17 protein-coding genes are annotated in these 23350 nt (G+C 57.0%); 13 read left to right on the top strand and 4 right to left on the bottom strand.

Features of this window, described 5'->3' with window-relative positions; all coding sequences use genetic code 11:
- Positions 1 to 332 precede the first annotated feature (332 nt).
- From ACQR3R_RS08130 to ACQR3R_RS08105, 6 genes are all read left to right on the top strand, one after another.
- Entirely contained in the window at positions 333 to 2600 is a 2268-nt protein-coding gene (locus ACQR3R_RS08130; protein WP_428271489.1) for an S-type pyocin domain-containing protein, read from the top strand.
- The gene (locus ACQR3R_RS08125) at positions 2590 to 2865 is read left to right on the top strand and encodes a bacteriocin immunity protein (RefSeq protein ID WP_428271488.1); all 276 of its coding nucleotides are present in this window, start codon (positions 2590 to 2592) and stop codon (positions 2863 to 2865) included. The genes ACQR3R_RS08130 and ACQR3R_RS08125 overlap by 11 nt, the downstream gene beginning before the upstream one ends.
- Positions 2866 to 3055: 190 nt before the next feature.
- On the top strand, positions 3056 to 3685 hold the full coding sequence (locus ACQR3R_RS08120) for a DUF6392 family protein (protein WP_428271487.1): 630 nt from the start codon (positions 3056 to 3058) through the stop codon (positions 3683 to 3685).
- A 70-nt stretch (positions 3686 to 3755) separates the two neighbouring features.
- The gene (locus ACQR3R_RS08115; RefSeq protein ID WP_428271486.1) at positions 3756 to 3944 is read left to right on the top strand and encodes an HNH endonuclease; all 189 of its coding nucleotides are present in this window, start codon (positions 3756 to 3758) and stop codon (positions 3942 to 3944) included.
- Between the two features lie 2 nt (positions 3945 to 3946).
- Entirely contained in the window at positions 3947 to 4222 is a 276-nt protein-coding gene (locus ACQR3R_RS08110; protein WP_428271484.1) for a bacteriocin immunity protein, read from the top strand.
- 92 nt (positions 4223 to 4314) lie between these two features.
- On the top strand, positions 4315 to 5823 hold the full coding sequence (locus tag ACQR3R_RS08105; RefSeq protein WP_428271483.1) for a bacteriocin immunity protein: 1509 nt from the start codon (positions 4315 to 4317) through the stop codon (positions 5821 to 5823).
- Positions 5824 to 5922: 99 nt separating this feature from the next.
- Here ACQR3R_RS08105 and ACQR3R_RS08100 read toward each other — a convergent pair whose 3' ends face one another.
- Positions 5923 to 6348, bottom strand: coding sequence for a YciI family protein (locus ACQR3R_RS08100; protein WP_428271482.1), 426 nt, complete (start codon positions 6346 to 6348; stop codon positions 5923 to 5925).
- 480 nt (positions 6349 to 6828) lie between these two features.
- On the opposite strand from ACQR3R_RS08100, the gene tpx reads away from it, so the two are divergent.
- The 7 genes from tpx (at position 6829) to ACQR3R_RS08065 (ending at position 19569) form a co-directional block, all read left to right on the top strand.
- Positions 6829 to 7329: a thiol peroxidase gene (tpx, locus tag ACQR3R_RS08095; RefSeq protein WP_428271481.1), complete on the top strand. Its 501-nt coding sequence runs from the start codon at positions 6829 to 6831 to the stop codon at positions 7327 to 7329.
- A 192-nt stretch (positions 7330 to 7521) separates the two neighbouring features.
- Positions 7522 to 8823, top strand: coding sequence for an MdtA/MuxA family multidrug efflux RND transporter periplasmic adaptor subunit (locus ACQR3R_RS08090; RefSeq protein WP_428271480.1), 1302 nt, complete (start codon positions 7522 to 7524; stop codon positions 8821 to 8823).
- Complete coding sequence (locus tag ACQR3R_RS08085) at positions 8820 to 11924, top strand: MdtB/MuxB family multidrug efflux RND transporter permease subunit (RefSeq protein WP_428271479.1); 3105 nt, start codon at positions 8820 to 8822, stop codon at positions 11922 to 11924. The genes ACQR3R_RS08090 and ACQR3R_RS08085 overlap by 4 nt, the downstream gene beginning before the upstream one ends.
- Positions 11921 to 15028, top strand: coding sequence for an efflux RND transporter permease subunit (locus tag ACQR3R_RS08080; protein ID WP_428271478.1), 3108 nt, complete (start codon positions 11921 to 11923; stop codon positions 15026 to 15028). Before ACQR3R_RS08085 ends, ACQR3R_RS08080 begins: the two co-directional genes overlap by 4 nt.
- Positions 15025 to 16506, top strand: a complete 1482-nt coding sequence (locus tag ACQR3R_RS08075; RefSeq protein ID WP_428271477.1) for an efflux transporter outer membrane subunit — start codon at positions 15025 to 15027, stop codon at positions 16504 to 16506. The genes ACQR3R_RS08080 and ACQR3R_RS08075 overlap by 4 nt, the downstream gene beginning before the upstream one ends.
- A 142-nt stretch (positions 16507 to 16648) precedes the next feature.
- Complete coding sequence (locus tag ACQR3R_RS08070; protein WP_428271476.1) at positions 16649 to 18745, top strand: EAL domain-containing protein; 2097 nt, start codon at positions 16649 to 16651, stop codon at positions 18743 to 18745.
- 77 nt (positions 18746 to 18822) lie between these two features.
- Entirely contained in the window at positions 18823 to 19569 is a 747-nt protein-coding gene (locus tag ACQR3R_RS08065) for an SDR family oxidoreductase (RefSeq protein WP_428271475.1), read from the top strand.
- A gap of 393 nt (positions 19570 to 19962) precedes the next feature.
- Here ACQR3R_RS08065 and mapR read toward each other — a convergent pair whose 3' ends face one another.
- From mapR to ACQR3R_RS08050, 3 genes are all read right to left on the bottom strand, one after another.
- The gene (gene mapR, locus ACQR3R_RS08060; protein ID WP_428271474.1) at positions 19963 to 21372 is read right to left on the bottom strand and encodes a GntR family transcriptional regulator MpaR; all 1410 of its coding nucleotides are present in this window, start codon (positions 21370 to 21372) and stop codon (positions 19963 to 19965) included.
- A 76-nt stretch (positions 21373 to 21448) separates the two neighbouring features.
- Positions 21449 to 22876: a cytochrome c oxidase accessory protein CcoG gene (gene ccoG / locus ACQR3R_RS08055; RefSeq protein WP_428271473.1), complete on the bottom strand. Its 1428-nt coding sequence runs from the start codon at positions 22874 to 22876 to the stop codon at positions 21449 to 21451.
- 195 nt (positions 22877 to 23071) lie between these two features.
- Positions 23072 to 23305 carry a DUF3203 family protein gene (locus ACQR3R_RS08050; RefSeq protein WP_428271472.1) on the bottom strand — a complete coding sequence of 78 codons (234 nt, stop codon included), beginning with the start codon at positions 23303 to 23305 and terminating at the stop codon, positions 23072 to 23074.
- Between the last annotated feature and the right edge of the window lie 45 nt (positions 23306 to 23350).

Genomic DNA, 23350 nt, shown 5'->3' with positions numbered 1-23350 from the left:
CCGCACCTGCCCCGTCACACATCGACACGCTTGGCCATACAGACAAGGAGAACTGTATGGCACAACGATTAAACGATGGAACGTCAGGTGAGGTAGTGATCAGGCACGGACCGCCCGCCGCTGGCAGTGGCTCGGGGGGTGGCGGAGGTGGTGGCGGTGGCAATCGCGTCGGGGCTTCGGGGAATTTCGGTGGTCCCAGCTCGAAAACCAGAGCAGCTCGCAAAAGAGCCCTGCGGGAATTTCGAGAGCAGCAGGCCCGAGCACATGCTGAAACAGTCGCTCGCGCTCAGGAGCAGGCCAGGGCTCAGACGCGTCAGCAAATGCTCGCGGGAATGGCTCAGCGTCATGGCGCTTCCAGAGCGGAGGCCGACCGGCGTTTTGCCGCCAGGGCCGAGCAACTCACTTCATCGCTTCAGCATTCAATTTCGGACAGTCTGCGCCCTGACTCTTTTAATGCGGGTAGCCGCTGGTACTTGTATCGCACCGAGAAAGAGCAGGCCGAGGTCGACAGGCAGATCGCCCATAAAACCGCAGAGATTCACGCAAATACCGCACTGGCTTATTCGTTCGATGGGCACGATCCGCTCTCGCGCTCCACCCATGATTACCTGGCGCGATTAGACCAGTTTGGTGATTCGCTCGCCCACGGCCATCAAGTTTGGGAAAACGCCTATGCCGCCGCCCATCTAGCGCGATTTCTATCAACGCAAGTAACCGCCCTGACAGAACAATCCAGAGCCTTGGCCAGGCGTCATGCCGAGCAGACGATCATTTGGCAGGGGCAAGAGCGCAGACGCCTGTATGCCGAGCAGCGTGATGTGCGCGTTCGCTTCAAACAACAGTCTGATCAAGACATACGCATTGAACGGATCAAGCAGGCCAACACTGTTAGTTATCCGAAGTTGTCGATGTCTGCTACATCGGTGCTTGTCAGTGGCTACGGGGTATCGGTCCCAGGCAGCTTCGATGTATTGACGCTGGGCGTAAAGCGCTCGGTGATCATCGCTGGCGGAGTATTAGGGACTCTCACCCTCAGCCAAGTCGCCATATTTATTGGCGCGATTGCCTACCCATCTGAGTTGGGTAACGGTGAGTTAACCCCTGAACAGCGCAGTCGCTTGTTTCACGCGGTCGGCATTCCGGCGTCGGCACTTGACCTTCACGACCATCGGGAGCTGCAAACAATCGCTGACAAGGGCGGTTCGGTAGAGGCCGAATACCGGCTCAAACCCATAGCCGTTGCACAGGGTACTGCGATCATTGTCACCAAGACCGGAGGGGACATCGATTCCCGGGTGCCGGTGGTAAACGCAGTACTTGATCCCCTTACCAGTGTTTACCTGGCCGAAATTCCCGGCTCACCGAGCAGGCAGATACAGTTCGCCGCCGATGTTACAACGCCTTCGAGCGCACCTGGCGCGACTGTGTTGAGGGTGACTGAACCGCAGTTACAAGACATTCCGGCGGGTGTCGACCTGCGTATCCAGGATTGCATTGTCTGTGTGCCCGGCATGGAGCCCATCTATCTGTCCTTCAACGTGCCGCCGATGGGCACGGGTGTTGTCACCGGAACGGGACAAGCCACAGCGAAGGACTGGTGGAGCGCGGCTACCCAGGCACAGGGCGCCGCTATCCCAAGCCAGATCGGCAACCATCATCGAGGCCGGGAATTCACCTCGTTCGAAGCCTTTGACAAAACGCTGTGGAGCACGCTGGGTGAATACCGTGCACTCGGAGCTCCATTTGATGCCGTTAACAAAAAACGCATCGAACAAGGTTTTGCGCCTTACGCCCCAAAAAATACCTGGATCGGTGAAAACCGTGAGTTCGAACTGCGATACCAGGAACGGCCAGAGTTCTGGAGCGATCCTTTCAACCTCGACAAAATAAGCATCAAGACACCAAACAGTGCCGAAGGATGGGTCGGCGTCATACCGGCAGTCGTTCCTTGGCCCATTCCCCCGGCCAGTAGCTGGAAACCGTTGGTCCCACCGGGCAGCGAACACCTCGGCTCGACGACATCGCCGATCACTCCTACCGACCCATTGATTTATCCGGGCACCCCGGCCATCCCCGTCCTACCGCAAAACGAGACGTTTCCGGCTGTTGACGAAGGCGAGATGGGTGCGAGTATTCCTGGGTTTCCCGGGGACATGGAGCTGCCATCACCCGATGCCTTGTTTCGTGATCGGCGGGATGATCCGGGCGTCGCGAGCGGAGTAGGGCAGGTCACTTCGGGGGTATTGTTGGGTGAAGCTGCGCGAGGAGCGGGGGCGCCAATACCCGCTAAGATTGCTGATCAGTTGAGAGGAAAGGAGTTCGCGAATTTTCATCGATTTAGAGAAGCGTTTTGGAGGGCTGTGGCGGCGGATGTGATATTGCGTAAGCAATTTGCTATCGACAACTTAACCAGAATGCGCGGGGGACTTTCTCCATTCTCCATTTCTGCCGACCAACGTGGTGGGCGTAAAACGTTCGAACTTCATCACGACATTGAAATTGCTATGGGTGGAGATGTTTACGGTATTGATAACATATCGGTCGTTACGCCCCGGCGTCATATAGAACTGCACATTGAGAGAAAAAATAATGATCTTTAAAAATAAGCTGGATGAATACACCGAATCTGAGTTTTTGTTTTTTCTAAAAGGTTTTAGAGAATACCCCGACGGGTTGAAGGGTAAAGCGTTGGAGGCCCATTTAGATCGCCTTTTAGTTCACTTCGTACGTGTGACCGAGCATCCATCCGGCTCAGATGTCATCTTCTATCCCAAGCCCCATCAGGAAGACACTCCCGAAGGGGTTCTGAAAGAGGTCAAAGAATGGCGAGCAGCTAATAATAAACCCGGCTTCAAGCCTGAATAGCTCACTCAGCCTTTAGTGTCGCTCGCTCAAGCCACAAGCGAGCGACACAGTGCTTGACTGTATAAAAAGTATCAAGAGAAGAAATCAAGATGGAACCTAAACCAACACTCAAGGAATACACCGTGTCAGAATTCAAGGCGCGGGTCGAAAGGATCACGGCCGTTGAAATGCCCAACAGGAACACGATTGGTTGATCAATTATTTCGATCAAATAGTTGGCCGCCCTCAAGGTGCAAACTTGCAGTTTATTCAAAACACTTCAGGTGAGCCGGCTGAACGCGAAAAGTGCGCCCGGTGCTGCAGTTTGAGTTTTCCAGTCGCGCAATTATCAAGGATGGTATTGATGAGCAAAATAAATATTGAGAAAGCAATCGGTTGCTTGGGCCAAAACTATGATGAATTAGTCCGCCTTGGGGTAATTGATGGTCAACCGTTGAAGGAACTATACCCTGGACGCGATAATTTGCATTTGACCCCTGCACACGGAATATCAATGTCCTTCTGGGCAGATTCGAAACGATTCGAAGCTTTATTTGTAACTCTTAGGAAAACTACCCCGTCGACAATTGAGTATGAAGGCTACCTTCCTGAGCCATTCACTAGCGGGATGGCTCAGTCCGATGTGCATGAGACTTTTGGTGAACCAATGGAAGCAAGGGGCCCCATAAGAATGCCTGAGCCCATGGGACAAACCGGTGGGTGGGAATCCTATCAACTGGATCCCGCTTTCTATCCGGGCATAAAAGTCGTCTTTCAATACACCGCAGCCATGGAAGTGAAAACATTGGTCTTTACCTTGATGGATAAAGGTCATCCCTGAAATTCCAGAAATGGTGTGCGGCCAATAACGAGCCATATTTATATTGCGATGCCTAGCCGCTTCCTGTTCGGTGGAGCGCTCGTTATCTGCGGCCGCCGCCCAATTGCACGTCCTCGGTGTTCAGCAATACGGAGGCAGAGTAGAGCTTGAGCTACATCATCTATTAGAAGTTGCTCAAGGAGGCGCAGTTTACGATATGGATAATTTGGTGGTTTTGACTGTGAAGCGACATATTAACCTCCATAGAAAGGCAAATTAGTGATGATTATTAAACAGAGTCTTGAAGACTATACAGAGTCAGAGTTTTTAGAGTTTCTGCGAAGTCTCTATAAAAAAAGGCACGATTTGTCTGCGGATGAATTTGAAGATTTCATAGATAAAGGGGTGGCGCATTTCGAATTGGTTACTGAACATCCTAATCGCTCTGACTTAATTTTTTTCCCCGAGGAAGGATGTGAAAGCACACCAGAAGACGTGCTAAGGGTCATAAAAGAATGGCGAGCAGCTAATAACAAGCCCGGCTTCAAGCCTGAATAGCTCACTCAGCCTTTAGTGTCGCTCGCTCAAGCCTCAAGCGAGCGAGCGCCACAGCGCTTGACTGTATAAAAAGTATCAAGGGAGAAACCAAGATGGAACTTAAATCAACACTAAAGGATTACACCGCATCAGAATTTCAGTTTTTGGTACGCCGCATCTGGGCTGTCGATTTGCCCAAGCGGGAGCATGACCGGCTGATCAATCATTTTGATCAGATTGTTGGTCATCCTCAGGGGGCGGACTTGCTGTTTTATCCTGAAGAGGAGTCCATCTCGAACAGTCCAGAACTGGTTGTATCTACCGTGATGAACTGGCATCACAAGCGAGGGACAGCAGCGTTTAAAGATGAAACTTTTCCGCCTGTTGGCAGGCCTGCTGTATCACTGTCTGCCGCCGCCCGAAACCTTGCCAAACTACAGGAACTTAGCGCAGACGGCGCCGCATCGGAGAAAGCTCTCGACACTGAATTTAGAGACTTCGACGAAGGTATCGAACAACAACGCAGTGAGCAGAGTATTGATGCCAGAGCCGTAGCGTTGGAGACGCGCATTCGAGCCGTGGAGCATGTCCGGAATGAAGCGCATACCGCTTTCAGAAAAATGGAGTTCTGGAAAAGGAGTGCAAATCTGGTGATGGACGGCACACAGCGCAACCTCTCTTATGCACGCTCCGATGAAGCGCAGTGGCATGCTCAGGTTCAGCAGTGCAAAGCCATTCAAGATCACTATTTTCCGCGGCTAGTAACGTATACCCAGCGGTTCGCCTCTTTATACCAAGACGCAGAAGCATTGTTGATCGGGCTATTGGAGCAATTGATTAGTGCTCGAGGCAGAGCAGGTGTCGGCCCGGGGCACAGTCCTTCGGCGGTTACCGCGTCGCTGTCGCTTGCCGGCAATAGCCCTGATATTTTATTGGCTGCTGGGCCGTTGGTGTTACATCCCGCTCAACTCAATGCGTTACAAAAATCCATACGTTCAGCGGTAGGCGAGTTTATTTGGCAGAAAATAGCCGGAGAGCCGTCCGAAAAAATCGATTGTGCTGTCGTACTGCAGTTTTTGTTCTCCAGTCGTGCTGATACCGAGGTTTACGGTATCAGCGTGCCATTGGTTGAGCTGCTGGTCCTCGAAGGTCTGGATTGGCAACACCTTGCGGCAATCAAGGCTGAGGTGCATATGCCTATCAGGATGAATTCTGCCTTGGTTGATGCCACGCCTGGGACGATGTTTCAAGGGATGCGCCAGGTAAAACAACTGCTGCAGGTTTATATCACTGCGTTTCAGGGCACGAGTCCGGCACCCAGCGTTCGGGTGAGAGCTGCGTTGCGAAATGAGCAATCCAATGGTTTCAGTTTCACCACTGACGGCCCCGCGCCTATCACCGTCAACTGGACTGCCCCTTTGCCGATCCAAATCAGTTCGCCAATCAGCCGGCCTCCAATCAATCGTTTGGGCTTTGTACAATCGGCTCCGGTGCCGTTACTGGAGCCCTTGATTTATAAAGATGAGCTTCGTTTTGACGATTATATTGTTGTTTTTCCGGATGAATCAGGCGTGGAACCTGTGTATCTGATGTTTAGAAACCGAGATGAATACCCGGTTTAACCGGTGCGCTTTCAGTGACAGATGACGTCCGTGGCGGTGAGCAATACCCCGGACGTCATCAATTGGCGTCTGTGTTTTTCTCTGGCTGTGTCGAGTGACTCACTGCTTTCTCGACGCTCCAAACACTCGCTCTTCCTGCTCGCGAAGCTCTGGCGTCAACTCCGGGCCGAAGTCATCCATCTCGAACACTTGCCGAATTTCGATTTCGGGCTCAGTACCCGGCATCGGATTTGGGCAGCGTTTGACCCATTCAATGGCTTCTTCTTTCGATTTGACCTGCCATAACCAGAACCCGGCGATCAGCTCCTTGGTTTCGATAAAGGGGCCGTCGATGACGGTGCGCTGGTTGCCGGAAAATCGCACGCGGGAGCCCTTGCTGCTGGGGTGCAGGCCTTCGCCTGCAAGCAGTAAGCCAGCCTTGGCCAGTTCTTCGTTGTAGTTGCCCATTGCGGTCATCAGTTCTTCGCTGGGCATCACGCCGGCTTCGGAGTCTTTACTGGCTTTTATAATGATCATGAATCGCATGGTGGTGTCTCCGCAGGATTTGAATGATTCACTGTCTAGTCGATTGGCGAATGGCTGAATCGACAGCGCTGCCAACACTATTTCGCTAAAGGCGATTTGACCCGGTGTTGTGTGCGAGCTGTCCTTCGATGGGGGACGGTTTGCCAACATGAGTATTGGATGTTCCGGCCTCATCGCGAGCAGGCTCGCTCCCACATGGGGTTTGGGGTAGCTGAGACATTTGTGTTCGACACTGATCCACTGTGGGAGCGAGCCTGCTCGCGATGGCGTACTGTCTGCCAGCATGAGTGTTGGATGTTCCGGTTACTTCGTGGGCAAACCCGGATAACACAGAGTTGTGCATTGGTCGTTAAACAGGTTGTATCCAATTTCTGCGTCGAGGCTTCACAATTTGCATCTGACGGTAGGTCGCCGGGCCATTTCGTGATTAACTTCGGCCTCGACGATTTCTCCACATCAACGTTCAGAAGGACTCCGTTCATGGCTCAAGTCACCCTTAAAGGCAATCCGGTTCAAGTCAACGGCCAATTGCCACAAGCCGGTTCCAAGGCACCAGCCTTTTCCCTGGTTGCCGGCAATCTGTCCGACGTGACACTGGCAAGCTTTGCCGGCAAGCGCAAAGTGCTGAACATCTTCCCAAGTGTCGACACCCCAACCTGCGCCACGTCGGTTCGCAAGTTCAACGCTCAAGCCAACGACGTCGCCAACACCGTCGTGTTGTGCATCTCCGCTGACCTGCCGTTCGCCCAGGCACGTTTCTGCGGTGCCGAAGGCCTGGAGAACGTACAGAACCTGTCGACCCTGCGCGGTCGTGAATTCATCGAGAACTACGGCGTTGCGATTGCTGACGGCCCGCTCGCCGGCCTGACCGCCCGTGCGGTGGTGGTGCTGGACGAAAACGACAATGTGTTGCACAGCGAACTGGTCAAGGAAATCGCTGAAGAACCAAACTACGAGGCTGCACTGGCTGTTTTGAAATAAATTCAGCTTTACAATTGTTAACGGCCTGGCACTGTCCAGGCCGTTTTCATTTGTGCTTCAGTGTCTTAGATAAACATCCTGATACGTAAGCCGAAGGTAAATAGCCGGTAAAGCCGCTTTGCTTAATGACCGACAGTGCTTATCGTTCAGCCTCCCGTAAAAGAAGCCCCCGCGCCCATGGTTGATCACTCAATGCAATCCTCCGCTTCCCGTCATCCCCGTCGCTGGCTTTTCGGCCTGCTTGTCCTGTTGGTGATCGCTTTCCTGTGCTGGAAATTCTGGCCAGCAGGCAGTGCCCATAAAGAGGGTGCAGCACCGAAAGCCACCGCCGGGCACACTGGCAAGGCCGGAGGCATGCGCCCAGGTTTTGGTGGGTCGACCGGGCCGATTCCGGTCCGCGTGGCACCTGCGGTCAAGGGTGATTTCCCGTTGTATTACAAGGCGCTGGGCACCGTTACCGCGCTCAATACCATCAATGTGCGCAGCCGCGTCGGTGGCGAGTTGATGAAGATTTCCTTCGAAGAAGGGCAAATGGTCAAGGCCGGTGACCTGCTGGCGGAAATCGACCCGCGCCCTTATCAGAATGCCTTGCTCCAGGCTGAAGGCACGTTACTGCAGAATCAGGCCCAACTGAAAAACGCCCAGGTCGATGTCGAGCGTTATCGTGGCCTGTACCGTGAAGACAGCATTGCCAAGCAAACCCTGGACACCGCCGAAGCGCTGGTCGGCCAGTACCTGGGCACGGTCAAGACCAACCAGGCAGCGGTCAACGACGCCAAGCTCAACCTTGAGTTCACCAAGATCCGTGCGCCAATCGGCGGCCGTGTCGGCTTGCGCCAACTGGACGTCGGCAACCTGGTGGCTGCCAACGACACCACGGCGCTGGCGATCATCACCCAGACCCAACCGATCAGCGTTGTGTTCACCCTGCCCGAAAACACCCTCGACACGGTGCTGTCGCGTTATCACTCGGGTGCCAAATTGCCCGCCGAAGCCTGGGATCGCGGCGACACCAAGTTGCAGGCCAACGGCGTGTTGCAGAGCCTGGATAACCAGATTGACGTCACCACCGGCACCCTGAAATTCAAGGCTCGCTACGACAACCGCGACCAGTCGCTATTTCCCAATCAGTTCGTCAACGTGCACTTGCTGGCCGACACCTTGAAAGGCGTTGTGCTCGCGCCTTCGGCGGCCATTCAGTTCGGCAACAATGGCACATTTGTCTACGCACTGGACGGCGACAAAAAGGTCAAGATTGTTCAGTTGAAAGTCGGCGCCAGCGACGGCACAAACACCGTTATCACTGAAGGCCTGGCCGCGGGTGATCGCGTGGTGCTGGAAGGCACCGACCGCTTGAAAGAGGGCAGCGACGTAGAGGTGGTCAACGACAGCAACGACGTGCCAACCACGCCGACCGAACACCTGCAAGGCAAGTCGGCCGCTGCTGCACCTGACGCGTCGGCTACCGACAAGGCGAAAAAGGGCGGCGCATGAACATCTCGCGGCTGTTCATCCTTCGCCCGGTCGCCACGACCCTGAGCATGCTGGCCATTGTATTGGCCGGCATCATCGCCTACCGCTTGCTGCCGGTGTCGGCATTGCCGCAGGTGGATTATCCGACCATCCGCGTCATGACGCTGTACCCCGGCGCGAGCCCGGATGTGATGACCAGCGCTGTTACCGCGCCACTGGAACGTCAATTCGGGCAAATGCCCGGCCTGACGCAAATGGCCTCCACCAGTTCCGGCGGAGCATCGGTGCTGACCCTGCGTTTCAGCCTCGATATCAACATGGACGTTGCCGAGCAACAGGTACAAGCCGCGATCAACGCCGCGACCAATTTGCTGCCCAAAGACCTGCCGGCGCCGCCCGTGTACAACAAGGTCAACCCTGCCGATACCCCGGTGCTGACGCTCGCGATCACCTCCAAGACCATGCTCTTGCCCAAACTCAATGACCTGGTCGATACGCGCATGGCGCAGAAAATCGCCCAGATCAGCGGCGTCGGCATGGTCAGCATTGCCGGTGGCCAGCGTCAGGCGGTGCGCATCAAGGTCAACCCGGAGGCACTCGCAGCCAACGGCCTGAACCTGTCGGATGTACGCACATTGGTCGGCGCCTCCAACGTCAACCAGCCGAAGGGCAACTTCGACGGCCCGACCCGGGTGTCGATGCTCGACGCCAACGATCAGCTGACGTCACCCAAGGATTACGCCAACCTCATCCTGGCCTACGCCAATGGCGCGCCGTTGCGGCTCAAGGATGTGGCAGAAATCGTCGACGGCGCCGAGAACGAGCGTCTGGCAGCCTGGGCCAATGAAAATCAGGCGGTGCTGCTGAACATCCAGCGTCAGCCCGGCGCCAACGTGATTGAGGTGGTCGACCGCATCAAGGCCTTGCTGCCGAGTATCACCGATAACCTGCCGGCCGGCCTCGACGTCACCGTGCTGACCGATCGCACACAAACCATCCGCGCCTCGGTCACCGACGTGCAACATGAATTACTGATCGCTATTGCCCTGGTGGTGATGGTGACGTTCCTGTTTCTGCGGCGTGCCAGCGCCACCATCATTCCATCGGTCGCCGTGCCCCTGTCGCTGATCGGCACCTTCGGCGTGATGTACCTGGCCGGGTTCTCGGTGAACAACCTGACCTTGATGGCCCTGACCATCGCCACCGGTTTTGTGGTGGACGATGCCATCGTGATGCTGGAGAACATATCGCGTTACATCGAAGAGGGCGAAACACCGCTGAATGCGGCGCTCAAGGGCGCCAAGCAGATTGGCTTTACCCTTATTTCCCTGACGCTGTCGCTGATTGCGGTGCTGATCCCACTGCTGTTCATGGCCGACGTGGTGGGGCGTTTGTTCCGCGAATTCGCTATCACATTGGCGGTGGCGATCCTGATTTCGCTGGTGGTGTCTCTCACGCTGACGCCGATGATGTGCGCACGCTTGCTCAAACGTGAGCCCAAGGAAGAAGAGCAGGGCCGTTTCTACCGGGCGAGTGGCGCCACCATCGACTGGATGATTGCCGCTTACGGGCGCAAATTGCAGTGGGTGCTCAAGCATCAGCCGCTGACCTTGATGGTTGCCATCGGCACCTTGGCGCTCACGGTGTTCCTTTACATGGTCGTGCCCAAGGGCTTCTTTCCGGTGCAGGACACCGGGGTCATCCAGGGCATTTCCGAAGCTCCGCAGTCTATTTCCTTCGCCGCGATGAGTGAACGTCAGCAAGCCCTGGCGAAAATCGTCCTGCAAGACCCTGCTGTCGAAAGCCTTTCGTCCTACATCGGCGTGGACGGTGATAACGCGACGCTCAACAGTGGCCGGATGCTGATCAACCTCAAGCCCCACAATGATCGCGACCTCAGTGCCACCAAGGTGATTGCCCGTCTGCAACCGGAAGTCGACAAGTTGATCGGCATTCGGTTGTTCATGCAGCCGGTGCAAGACTTGACCATCGAAGACCGTGTCAGCCGCACGCAGTACCAATTCAGCATGTCATCGCCGGATTCGCAATTGCTCAGCCTGTGGAGCGGGCGGCTGGTTGAGGCCCTGGCCCAACGGCCGGAGCTGACCGATGTTGCCAGTGACCTGCAAGACAAGGGTTTGCAAGTGTTCCTGGTGATCGACCGCGATGCGGCATCACGCGTGGGTGTGTCGGTATCGAACATTACCGATGCGCTGTACGACGCCTTTGGTCAGCGGCAGATTTCGACCATTTACACGCAGGCCAGCCAGTATCGAGTGGTGCTGCAGTCTCAGTCCGGCGAGAAGATCGGCCCGGATGCGCTGAACCAGATTCACGTCAAGACCACCGATGGCGGGCAAGTACGCCTGTCCAGCCTGGCGCATGTCGAGCAGCGCCAGGCACAACTGGCGATTACCCATATCGGCCAGTTCCCGGCGGTAATGATGTCGTTCAACCTGGCGCCCGGTGTGGCACTGGGGCATGCGGTAGACATTATCGATCAGGTGCAGAAAGACATCGGTATGCCGATTGGCGTGCAAACCCAGTTCCAGGGCGCAGCCGAAGCCTTTCAGGCATCGTTGTCGAGCACCTTGCTGCTGATTCTGGCGGCAGTGGTCACCATGTACATCGTGCTCGGCGTGCTCTATGAGAGCTACATTCACCCCATCACCATTCTCTCGACATTGCCCTCGGCCGCGGTCGGCGCCTTGCTGGCGCTGCTGCTGAGCGGCAATGACCTGGGGATGATTGCGATCATCGGCATCATTTTGCTTATCGGCATCGTCAAGAAGAACGCGATCATGATGATCGACTTCGCACTCGACGCTGAGCGCAATCAGGGCATGGACCCCGAAACGGCGATCTATCAAGCCGCGTTGCTGCGGTTCCGGCCGATCCTGATGACCACACTCGCAGCCTTGTTTGGTGCCGTGCCATTGATGCTGGCCACGGGTTCTGGCGCCGAGTTGCGTCAGCCACTGGGCCTGGTAATGGTCGGCGGGCTGTTGGTGAGTCAGGTGCTGACGTTGTTCACCACGCCGGTGATCTACCTGTATTTCGACCGCCTCGGCCGGCGTTGGGGCCACAAGACTGAACGCGTGGAAGTGGTAGAGCAGCCATGAACCTGTCCGGACCTTTCATCAAGCGCCCGGTCGCGACCATGTTGCTGAGCCTGGCGATCATGTTGCTGGGCGGCGTGAGCTTCGGTTTGTTGCCGGTGTCGCCGCTGCCGCAAATGGACTTCCCGGTGATTGTGGTCCAGGCCAGCCTGGCCGGTGCGAGTCCCGAGGTCATGGCCTCTACCGTAGCGACACCGCTGGAGCGTTCCTTCGGCGCTATCGCCGGGGTCAACACCATGAGCAGCCGTTCCAGCCAAGGCTCGACCCGGGTCATTTTGCAGTTCGACCTTGACCGCGATATCAACGGCGCGGCGCGTGAAGTGCAGGCCGCGATCAATGCCTCGCGCAACTTGCTGCCGAGCGGTATGCGCAGCATGCCGACCTACAAGAAGGTCAACCCGTCGCAGGCACCGATCATGGTGCTGTCGCTGACGTCGGACGTGCTGGAAAAAGGCCAACTCTACGATTTGGCCTCGACCATCCTGTCGCAGAGCCTGTCGCAGGTGCAGGGCGTGGGCGAAGTGCAAATCGGCGGCAGTTCATTGCCGGCGGTGCGCATTGAACTTGAGCCGCAGGCACTCAACCAGTACGGCGTTGCGCTCGATGATGTGCGTAACACCATCGCCAACGCCAACGTGCGCCGGCCGAAAGGCTCGGTCGAGGATGACCAGCGTTTGTGGCAGATCCAGGCCAACGATCAACTGGAAAAAGCCAAGGATTACGAATCACTGATCATTCACTACGCCGACGGTGCAGCGCTGCGCCTGAAGGATGTGGCCAAGGTCAGCGATAGCGTCGAAGATCGCTACAACAGCGGTTTCTTCAACAATGACGCGGCCGTGCTGCTGGTGATCAACCGGCAGGCTGGCGCCAACATCATCGAGACAGTCAACGAGATCAAGGCGCAATTGCCCGCGCTGCAAGCGGTGCTCCCGGCCAGCGTCAAGTTGAACCTGGCCATGGACCGCTCGCCGGTGATCAAGGCAACGCTGCATGAAGCGGAAATGACCTTGTTGATCGCCGTTGCACTGGTGATTCTGGTGGTGTTCCTGTTTCTGGGTAACTTTCGTGCCTCGTTGATCCCAACCCTTGCGGTACCGGTCTCGCTGGTCGGGACGTTTGCGGTGATGTACCTCTATGGGTTTTCGCTGAACAACCTGTCGCTGATGGCGCTGATTCTGGCCACCGGGCTGGTGGTGGACGATGCCATCGTGGTGCTGGAGAACATTTCCCGGCATATCGATGAGGGCGTGCCGCCGATGAAAGCCGCTTACCTTGGCGCGCAGGAAGTGGGTTTTACCTTGTTGTCGATGAACGTCTCGCTGGTGGCAGTGTTCTTGTCCATCCTGTTCATGGGCGGGATTATCGAGAGCCTGTTTCGCGAGTTTTCCATCACCTTGGCGGCCTCCATCGTGGTTTCGCTGGTGGTTTCGCTGACGCTGACGCCAATGCTGTGCGCGCGTTGGTTGAAGCCGCATACGCCCGGCCAGGAAAACCGTTTGCAGCGCGGCAGTCGCCGGGCCAATGAATGGATGGTTGGCAAATACGCCACCAGTCTCGATTGGGTGCTGCGTCATCGACGGCTGACGTTGCTCAGCCTGATCGTGACAGTCGGCGTTAACATTGCGCTGTATGTTGTTGTTCCTAAGACATTTATGCCGCAGCAAGACACTGGCCAGTTGATCGGATTTGTGCGGGGTGACGATGGGTTGTCCTTCAGTGTGATGCAGCCGAAGATGGAAATCTTCCGGCGTGCGGTGCTCAAGGATGATGCGGTCGAAAGTGTCGCCGGGTTCATCGGGGGCACCAACGGCACCAATAACGCCTTCATGCTGGTGCGCCTAAAGCCGATCAAGGAGCGAGGTGTCTCTGCGCAAAAAGTCATCGAACGCTTGCGCAAGGAAATGCCCAAAGTCGCCGGTGCGCAGTTGATGTTGATGGCCGACCAGGACCTGCAGTTTGGTGGCGGTCGAGAACAGACCACATCGCAATATTCGTACATCCTGCAAAGTGCTGATCTGGGCGAGTTGCGGCTGTGGTACCCGAAAGTCGTCACCGCACTTCGGGCCTTGCCGGAGCTGACAGCGATAGATGCACGTGAAGGTCGCGGCGCGCAGCAAGTGACGTTGATCGTTGATCGCGACCAGGCCAAACGCCTGGGCGTCGACATGGACATGGTCACCGCCGTGCTCAACAACGCGTACAGCCAGCGGCAGATCTCGACGATTTACGACAGCCTCAACCAGTATCAGGTGGTGATGGAGGTCAACCCGAAATACGCACAAGACCCGATTACCCTCAAGCAGGTGCAGGTGATCACGGCCGACGGTGCGCGGATCCCGCTGTCGACCATTGCCCATTACGAAAACAGCCTGCAGGACGATCGCGTCAGCCATGAAGGCCAATTCGCCTCCGAAAGTATTTCGTTCGACATGGCGGAAGGCGTGACGGTGGAGCAGGGGACTGCGGCCATTGAGCGGGCCATTGCCAAGCTTGGCATGCCGGAAGACGTGATCATCAAAATGGCCGGTACCGCCGATGCCTTTGCGGCGACGCAAAAGAGCCAGCCGTGGATGATTCTTGGCGCGTTGGTGGCGGTGTACCTGGTGCTGGGCGTGTTGTACGAAAGCTACATTCATCCGCTGACGATTCTGTCCACGTTGCCATCGGCGGGCGTCGGTGCGTTGCTCTCGATCTATGCGCTGGGCGGCGAGTTCAGCCTGATATCGTTGCTCGGGTTGTTCCTGTTGATCGGCGTGGTGAAGAAAAACGCGATTTTGATGATCGACCTCGCCTTGCAACTCGAACGGCATCAGGGCATGAGCCCGCTGGAATCGATTCGCAGCGCTTGCCTGCAGCGCCTGCGTCCGATTTTGATGACGACACTGGCAGCGATCCTGGGTGCGTTGCCGCTGCTGCTGAGCCGTGCCGAAGGTGCTGAAATGCGTCAGCCATTGGGCCTGACCATCATCGGCGGTCTTATCGTCAGCCAGGTGCTGACCCTTTACACCACCCCGGTGGTTTACCTCTATCTCGACAAGCTGCGCCACCGCTTCAATCACTGGCGTGGAGTGCGTACCGATGCTGCTCTGGAAACTCCGCTATGACTGACCGTTCGCTTTTCAAACTGGCTGCACCCGTGTTCATGGCCCGTGGTTCTCGACTGTTGAGCCTGTCGCTGTGCGTGGCCATGCTCAGTGCGTGTGCCGTCGGCCCGGATTACCAGCGTCCGCAAACGGCGGCGCCGGCGCAGTACAAGGAAGCGGCCGGGTGGCGTCAGGCCAATCCCGGCGACTCGCTGGCACGCGGTGCGTGGTGGGAATTGTACGGCGATCAACAACTGAATGGCCTGGTCGAGAAACTCAACAGCGCCAACCAGACTGTGGCCCAGTCCGAAGCCCAGTACCGTCAGGCGCAAGCCTTGGTCCGCAGTGCGCGTGGCGCGTTTTTCCCCACGGTGGACCTCACCGTCGGGAAAAACCGCTCCAGCCAAGGCACAGGCAGCAGCAGTTCCAGTTTGAGCAGTTCTTCAAGCGGCATTCGTGACACCTACAGTGCACAGGCCGGTGTTAGTTGGGAGGCCGATGTCTGGGGCAAATTGCGCCGTGGCCTCGAAGCCGATACCGCCAACGCCGAGGCAAGCTTTGCCGACCTGGCCGCCATGCGCTTGAGCCAGCAATCGGAGCTGGTGCAAAACTACCTGCAATTGCGGGTCATCGACGAGCAGAAGCGCTTGCTGGAAGCCACTGTCGACGCCTATCAACGTTCATTGAAAATGACCGAAAACCAGTATCGTGCGGGTGTTTCGGGCAAGGACGCGGTGGCTCAGGCGCAGACCCAGCTCAAGAGCACCGAAGCCGACATGGTCGACCTGATCTGGCAGCGTGCCCAGTTCGAAAACGCAATTGCGGTACTGGTCGGGCTACCACCCGCGGAATTCAGCCTGGCGGAAACCAAGAACATCCCGGTGTTGCCAGAGGTGCCGCTGAACTTGCCTTCGCAATTGCTGGAACGTCGCCCGGACATTGCGTCTGCCGAGCGCTCGGTGATGGCGGCGAACGCCAATATCGGCGTCGCCAAAGCGGCGTATTACCCGGACCTGACGCTCAGCCTGAACGGTGGTTATAGCAGCAGTACCTATGCCAACTGGATCAGCCTGCCTAACCGTTTCTGGTCGGTAGGCCCCCAATTGGCAACCACGTTGTTTGATGGCGGGCAACGCTCGGCGGAAGTCGATCGCAGCGAGGCGTCCTACGATGAAACCGTCGCCAAGTATCGCCAGACCGTACTGGATGGCTTCCGCGAAGTTGAAAATTACCTGGTTCAGCTCAAGGTCCTGGAAACCGAATACGGCGTACGGCAACAAGCGCTCGATGCGGCCCGCGACTCGTTGCGCCTGACCCAGAATCAATACAAGGCTGGATTGATTGCCTACATCGACGTCGTGGTCGTTCAGGCCACGGCATTGAACAATGAACGCAGTATTCTCAGCCTGACGCAAAGCCGCTTGATTGCCAGCGTGCAGTTGATCGCCGCACTGGGTGGTGGCTGGGATGGCGAATTGCATGCCCGCGAAAGCGAGTAAGCAACGGCCATCAAATAACCGTTTCCGAGAGTTGGTGGCGTTTTGATTATTTTGTAAGTGCGTTCATCTACGGAATCAGTACAATCGCCCAATTTGCCCTACGAGAATGGAAGCAGTACGCAGGGCAGTCGCGGGAAGTCACATGCTTATCGGTAGCTATTCACCCACGTTGGTTATCATTTCACTGTGTGTCGCAATCCTTGCCTCGTACACAGCGCTCGACCTTACCGAACGGATTGCCACGGCCAAGGGCCGAGCGGTTCAGTTGTGGACGGCGGGCGGTGGTTTCGCCATGGGTGTTGGCGTTTGGTCGATGCATTTCATTGGCATGCTCGCGTTCAAATTGCCGTTTGATCTCGGTTATGACATTGCGACTACCATTCTTTCGCTGCTGATTGCGATTCTGTCCTGCGGTTTTGCCCTTTGGCTTGTCAGCCAACCCCGATTACCGGCGTGGCAACTGCTGTTGGGCGCGGTGGTCATGGGCGCCGGCATCAGCACCATGCACTACACCGGCATGGCTGCGCTGCACATGCAACCCGGCATTGATTACGACCCGACCCTGTTCAGCGCCTCGTTGTTGATCGCGGTAGGTGCGTCTGGCGCGGCCTTGTGGATTGCTTTCAGGCTGCGCCAGCACACGCCTTATGTTGGCCTGATTCGAGGCGGCGCGGCGGTCATCATGGGCTTCGCCATCGTCGGCATGCATTACACGGGGATGGCCGCTGCACGCTTCGTCGATGGCAGTTTCTGCGGCGCTGCGGCCTCCGGCCTGAGTGGCAAGGGCCTGGACAATGTGGTGCTGATCACCACGCTCGCGGTGTTGAGCATCGCCTTGCTGACTTCGATTCTGGATGCACGCATGGAGGCCCGCACCGCGAGCCTTGCGCTGTCGCTGACAGAAGCCAACCGTGAGCTAACGCAACTCGCTTTGCACGACACCTTGACCGGCCTGCCGAACCGGGTATTGCTGGCTGATCGCATTGATCAGGCAATGTTGGTGGTGAAAGCGCAGGGTGGTTGTTTTGCCTTGATGTTCATCGATCTGGACGGCTTCAAACCGGTCAACGACGCGTTCGGGCATCACATGGGCGACCTGTTGTTGCGAGAAGTTGCCATGCGGCTGCGAGAGGATTTACGCAGTCATGACACGTTGGCGCGTATCGGTGGCGACGAGTTTGTATTACTGGTGCAACTCGTCGAACAAAATGACGCCCTGAACCTCGCGGCGCGTCAAGTGGGCCTGATCGCACGCTCGTTCCGGGTCGCGGAACATGACTTGCAGATTTCCGCCAGCGTCGGCATCGCGCTTTACCCCGGTAACGGCGAAACCGCGCATGAATTGCTGATGAACGCTGACGCGGCGATGTACCACGCCAAAGGTGCGGGCAAAAACGGCTACAGCTTCTTTGACGCTTCGATGAACAGTAATGCGCGCAAGCAGTTGCAACTGTTGCAAGACTTGCGCAACGCCGTCGACCATCAGCAGTTCAGCCTTTATTACCAGCCCAAGTTCAACGCCAGTAATGGCCGACCCGTCGGCGCCGAGGCGTTGCTGCGTTGGGAACACCCCACCGAAGGCATATTGCTGCCAGACAAATTTATCGACCTGGCGGAGAAAACCGGCCTGATCATTCCGATTGGCGAATGGGTGCTGAATGAAGCGTGTCGGCAAATGCGCGAATGGTATGTGCTGGGTTATACCGACTGGCGTATTGCGGTCAATCTTTCTGCGCTGCAGTTCTGCCATGCGGGGCTGGTCCAAAGTGTGGCCAAGGCCTTGGCCACTCACCATCTGCCGGCCAACAGCCTGACCCTTGAGATCACCGAAACCACCGCCATGAGCGATGCCGATGCGAGCATGACGGTGCTGCAGGAGTTGTCGGAAATGGGCGTTGACTTGTCTATCGATGACTTTGGCACGGGTTATTCGAGCTTGATGTATCTCAAGCGACTCCCGGCCAATGAACTGAAGATCGACCGTGGTTTTGTTCGTGATCTGGAGCGTGACAGCGATGACGCAGCCATCGTGTCCGCTATCGTCGCGCTCGGCCAGGCATTGGGGTTGCGAATTGTCGCCGAAGGCGTAGAGACCGGTGTTCAGCAGGAGTTCCTGACACAACTGGGCTGTAATTCTCTACAGGGTTACTTGCTGGGGCATCCATTGCCGGCCGACCGTTTCATGATTGATATCCACCGTGGCGAGCAGTTGGCTGTCGCTACAAAAGCGTGTGTTTGATCTGACCCCATGCAAAAGCCTGCGATGGCGGTTATATTTGGCCCCGACTGCTTACGCTTGAATTGGGGAAAGCCTGCATGGACAAAGTCATCGTCATCACCGGCGGCAGCCGCGGCATCGGTGCCGCCACGGCGCTATTGGCCGCCGAGCAAGGGTATCGGATCTGCATCAATTACCAGTCCGATGAAAAGGCTGCGCAGAGCGTGCTCGAGCAAGTTCGGGCGTTGGGAGCGCAAGCCATTACTGTTCGCGCTGACGTCAGCATCGAAGACGAGGTCATCGCTCTGTTCCACCGCGTAGACACCGAACTGGGCCGGGTCACTGCGCTGGTGAACAACGCCGGTACCGTCGGGCACAAGTCCCGCGTCGATGAAATGTCCGAATTTCGTATTCTCAAACTTCTCAAAACCAACGTCCTGGCGCCTATTCTTTGCGCCAAGCACGCCATCCTGCGCATGTCGCCAAAGCATGGCGGGCAGGGCGGCAGCATCGTCAACGTGTCTTCGGTGGCCTCGCGTTTGGGCTCCCCTAGCGAATACGTCGATTACGCTGCTTCCAAAGGTGCGCTCGACACCTTCACCATCGGTTTGTCCAAGGAAGTGGCCGGCGAGGGTATTCGGGTCAACGCCGTGCGTCCCGGTTACATCTACACCGATTTCCATGCGTTGAGCGGCGACCCGGATCGCGTCAGCAAACTGGAGTCAGGCATCCCGATGGCGCGTGGCGGCCGGCCGGATGAAGTGGCGGAAGCGATCGTGTGGTTGCTGTCGGACAAGGCGTCGTATGCCACCGGCACCTTTGTGGACCTGGGTGGTGGGCGTTAAGCCTCCGGAACTGCATCGCGTGACCTGACGTCTTCGCGAGCAGGCTCGCTCCCACATTGGATGGCTGTGAACTCGTATTGTGTGAACACCGCCGAATCTTGTGGGAGCAGACCGCATCGCGAGCAGGCTCGCTCCCACATTGGATGGCTGTGAACTCGTATTGTGTGAACACCACCGAATCTTGTGGGAGCGACCCGCATCGCGAGCAGGCTCGCTCCCACATTGGATGGCTGTGAACTCGTATTGTGTGAACGCCACCGAATCCTGTGGGAGCAGACCGCATCGCGAGCAGGCTCGCTCCCACATTGGATGGTTGTGAACTCGTAATGGACACCACCGAACCTTGTGGGAGCGAGCCTGCTCGCGATGAGGCCGGAACAGTTAAAACGACTGTCAGAACGACCGCACAATCCGCCCCAACGTCTCCATCGCTTTTTCCGACGCCTCATCCCAAGGGCTGCCGTAATTCAACCGAATACAATTCCTGAAGCGTTGCGTCGGCGAAAAAATCGGCCCCGGCGCGATGCTGATGCCTTGTGCCAACGCCATCTGAAACAACTTCAACGAATCCATCTGCTGCGGTAACTCCAGCCACAGGAAATACCCGCCTGCTGGCTGACTGACGCGAGTTTGCGCTGGAAAATACCGGGCGATCGCGGCCAGCATTGCGCTTTGTTGTTCTTCCAGTGCATAGCGCAATTTGCGCAGGTGCCGGTCGTAGCCGCCGTGCTGCAAATAATCGGCGATGGCGGCCTGCGCTGGCATTGACGCGCACAGCGACGTCATGAGTTTCAGCCGCTCGATTTTCTGCGCAAAGCGTCCGGCCGCCACCCAACCGATGCGATAACCCGGGGCCAGGCTCTTGGCGAACGAACCGCAATGCATCACCAGACCTTCGGTATCAAATGCCTTGGCCGGTTTCGGGGCCTGCTGGCCGTAATACAACTCGGCGTAGACATCGTCCTCAATGAGTGGCACCTGATGGCTGCGCAACAGTTCCACCAATTGCTGTTTCTTGGCCTCGGGCATGGTTGCGCCCATCGGGTTCTGGAAACTGGTCATGCACCAGCACACCTTGATCGGGTGCCGTTCCAGGGTTTGCGCGAGCACGCCAAGGTCGATGCCGTCGCGTGGGTGCAGCGGGATCTCCACGGCTTTAAGCTTCAGCCGTTCCAGTATTTGCAGGCAGGCATAAAATGCCGGAGCCTCGATAGCGACCAGATCGCCGGGCTCGGTCACCGCTTGCAAGCACAGGTTCAGTGCTTCCAGCGCGCCGTTGGTAATCAGCAGTTCTTCCATGGGCAGCATCAGGCCGCCGACCATATAACGCAGGGCAATTTGTCGACGCAGTTGCGGGTTGCCCGGCGACATGTCGGTGACGACCATGCGCGGGTCCATTTCACGCGAGGCACTGGCCAGCGAACGTGACAGGCGTTGCAGCGGAAACAGTCCGGGGCTGGGGAACGCCGAGCCGAAGGGCACGGTGGTGGGGTCCTTGATCGAGTCGAGCACCGAGAACACCAACTCGCTGACGTCGACCTCGGTGGACTCGTTGACCTGGCTGCTGATCACCGGTTCCGAGAACGGACTGGGCGCATGGGTGTTGACGAAGTAGCCCGAACGCGGCCGTGCACGAATCAGCCCACGGCGCTCCAGCAGGTAATACGCCTGGAACACGGTGGACGGGCTGACGCCGTAAGTCTGGCTGGCGTAGCGCACAGAAGGCACGCGCTGGCCTGGGCCTAGGACGCCGGAGCGGATCAGTTCAGCGATGTCGTCGGCGAATTTTTCGTAGCGTTTCATCGAGGTGCCTAGGGTCAACGGTGTGGACTACCTGTGGTGAGGGAGCAAGCTCCCTCACCACAGGTAGTTTAATGGCTCAACGATTCATGGGTGCAACAAACCGGCTCTTGGCCACGCTGTAAATGTCAGGCTCATCGCTGTCGACGATTTTGAAATAAATCGTTTGCGAACTGCCGGCAGGTTTTTCGGCAGTCATCGCCACCGACACCGGCACATCGACAATTTCGCCCGGGGCCAGACTGAGCTCGGTCCTGCCCTGCAACTGGAAGCCATCGCCGTCGAGCAACGTCAAACGATAATCCTGACGTTGCTGGGTCTTGTTGATGACTTTCAGGGTGTAGATGTTTTCAATCTGGCCCAGGCTGTTTTCACGGAACAGGCCGCGGTCCTTGCTGACGTCCAGCGAGACCATCGGCCGCTCGACCAACGCCAAAGCAAGGGCGCCGATCATCACCAGCAGCACCGCCGTATAGCCAATCAATCGCGGCCGCAGCAAACGCGTCTTGCCACCCTGCAATTCGTGCTCCGAGGTGTAACTGATCAGCCCACGGGAATAGCCCATTTTGTCCATGATCGAATCGCAGGCATCTATACACGCGGCGCAACCGATGCACTCCATCTGCAAACCGTCGCGGATGTCGATGCCGGTCGGGCAAACCTGCACGCAGACCTGGCAGTCGATGCAGTCACCCAGGCCCACGTCTGCAGGCTTGACCTCACGCTTACGCGGCCCACGGTTTTCGCCACGTGCCACGTCGTACGAAATGGTCAGGGTGTCTTTATCGAACATCACGCTCTGGAACCGCGCATACGGGCACATGTGCATGCACACCGCCTCACGCAGCCAGCCGGCGTTGATATAGGTGGCGCCGGTGAAAAACAGCACCCAAAACAGACTGACGCCCGCCATTTGCAAGGTCAGCAGTTCTTCGGCCAGTGGCCGGATCGGCGTGAAGTAGCCGACAAAGGTCAGGCCGGTGAGCAAACTGATGGCCAGCCACAAGGTGTGTTTGGCGGCGCGGCGCATCAACTTGTTGAGCCCCCATGGCGCTGCCTGCAGTTTGATGCGCTGGTTACGCTCGCCTTCGGTGAGCTTTTCGCACCACATGAACACCCAGGTCCAGGAACTCTGCGGGCAGGTGTAACCGCACCACACTCTGCCGGCGAACACGGTGATCGCAAACAGACCGAATGCGGCAATGATCAGCAGCGCGGACAGCAGGATGAAGTCTTGCGGCCAAAACGTTGCGCCGAAGATGTGGAATTTGCTTTCGGAAAGATCCCACAGCACTGCCTGGCGATCACCCCAGTTCAACCACACCGTACCAAAAAACAACAAAAACAGCAGTCCCGTACCGCTCAGTCGCAAGGTGCGAAACAGGCCGGTAAAACTGCGGGTGTGGATCATCGAATCGGTGGACTTGGCCTTTTTCCTGACAAGCAAAGGCTCGTTTTTTATGAATGCCGCGGGTTCCAGGGTTCGGACGGGAATTCTATCGCTCATGGTCTTTCGCTCATCAGCCTCCATCAGGCCGAGGCACTATGAGCGTCAATCTGATTGCATAACAGACTCAGGTACAGCAATAAAAAGCGGATCAGATGAGCGCTGATCCGCTGGCTGCGACAACTTGAAGCACCTGCATAAGCAAGGCGTGAACGGCTATATCAGGCGCTCGCGCTGTGTGTTGATGCGGGTCATTCAAATGACCGAATCACTGTCGGTGGCCTTCAAATGCTTACGCCCATCCACCGCGCCTGCTACGGTTAACGCGTCGGCTTCTGCTTCGGTGATGTAGAGGCGTTTGCCATTGAGTTCCACGGCCGACATGGCTTTGTCCGAGTCGGTAATGATGGTGACATCGGGGCACAGACGAATCTCTTCGCCATTTTCGGTCGTGAAAAAGCAGGTCTGTTGTTCGATGCGCACAGTCATGGTGATGTCCTTTTTTCTACGGGTTCTAATTCGTTAGGGCGCATT

It is taken from the genome of Gordonia sp. IEGM753 (assembly GCF_050321825.1).
GTDB lineage: Bacteria > Pseudomonadota > Gammaproteobacteria > Pseudomonadales > Pseudomonadaceae > Aquipseudomonas.
This window is presented reverse-complemented; position numbering and strand designations above follow the sequence as displayed.

What these genes read in the sequence shown, in the direction of transcription:
- ACQR3R_RS08130 (WP_428271489.1), top strand. Translation starts at nt 333, where the DNA reads ATGGCTCAGCGTCATGGCGCTTCCAGAGCGGAGGCCGACCGGCGTTTT.
- ACQR3R_RS08125 (WP_428271488.1), top strand. Translation starts at nt 2,590, where the DNA reads ATGATCTTTAAAAATAAGCTGGATGAATACACCGAATCTGAGTTTTTG.
- ACQR3R_RS08110 (WP_428271484.1), top strand. Translation starts at nt 3,947, where the DNA reads ATGATTATTAAACAGAGTCTTGAAGACTATACAGAGTCAGAGTTTTTA.
- ACQR3R_RS08105 (WP_428271483.1), top strand. Translation starts at nt 4,315, where the DNA reads ATGGAACTTAAATCAACACTAAAGGATTACACCGCATCAGAATTTCAG.
- ACQR3R_RS08100 (WP_428271482.1), bottom strand. Translation starts at nt 6,348, where the DNA reads ATGCGATTCATGATCATTATAAAAGCCAGTAAAGACTCCGAAGCCGGC.
- tpx (WP_428271481.1), top strand. Translation starts at nt 6,829, where the DNA reads ATGGCTCAAGTCACCCTTAAAGGCAATCCGGTTCAAGTCAACGGCCAA.
- ACQR3R_RS08090 (WP_428271480.1), top strand. Translation starts at nt 7,522, where the DNA reads ATGCAATCCTCCGCTTCCCGTCATCCCCGTCGCTGGCTTTTCGGCCTG.
- ACQR3R_RS08085 (WP_428271479.1), top strand. Translation starts at nt 8,820, where the DNA reads ATGAACATCTCGCGGCTGTTCATCCTTCGCCCGGTCGCCACGACCCTG.
- ACQR3R_RS08080 (WP_428271478.1), top strand. Translation starts at nt 11,921, where the DNA reads ATGAACCTGTCCGGACCTTTCATCAAGCGCCCGGTCGCGACCATGTTG.
- ACQR3R_RS08075 (WP_428271477.1), top strand. Translation starts at nt 15,025, where the DNA reads ATGACTGACCGTTCGCTTTTCAAACTGGCTGCACCCGTGTTCATGGCC.
- ACQR3R_RS08070 (WP_428271476.1), top strand. Translation starts at nt 16,649, where the DNA reads ATGCTTATCGGTAGCTATTCACCCACGTTGGTTATCATTTCACTGTGT.
- ACQR3R_RS08065 (WP_428271475.1), top strand. Translation starts at nt 18,823, where the DNA reads ATGGACAAAGTCATCGTCATCACCGGCGGCAGCCGCGGCATCGGTGCC.
- mapR (WP_428271474.1), bottom strand. Translation starts at nt 21,372, where the DNA reads ATGAAACGCTACGAAAAATTCGCCGACGACATCGCTGAACTGATCCGC.
- ccoG (WP_428271473.1), bottom strand. Translation starts at nt 22,876, where the DNA reads ATGAGCGATAGAATTCCCGTCCGAACCCTGGAACCCGCGGCATTCATA.
- ACQR3R_RS08050 (WP_428271472.1), bottom strand. Translation starts at nt 23,305, where the DNA reads ATGACTGTGCGCATCGAACAACAGACCTGCTTTTTCACGACCGAAAAT.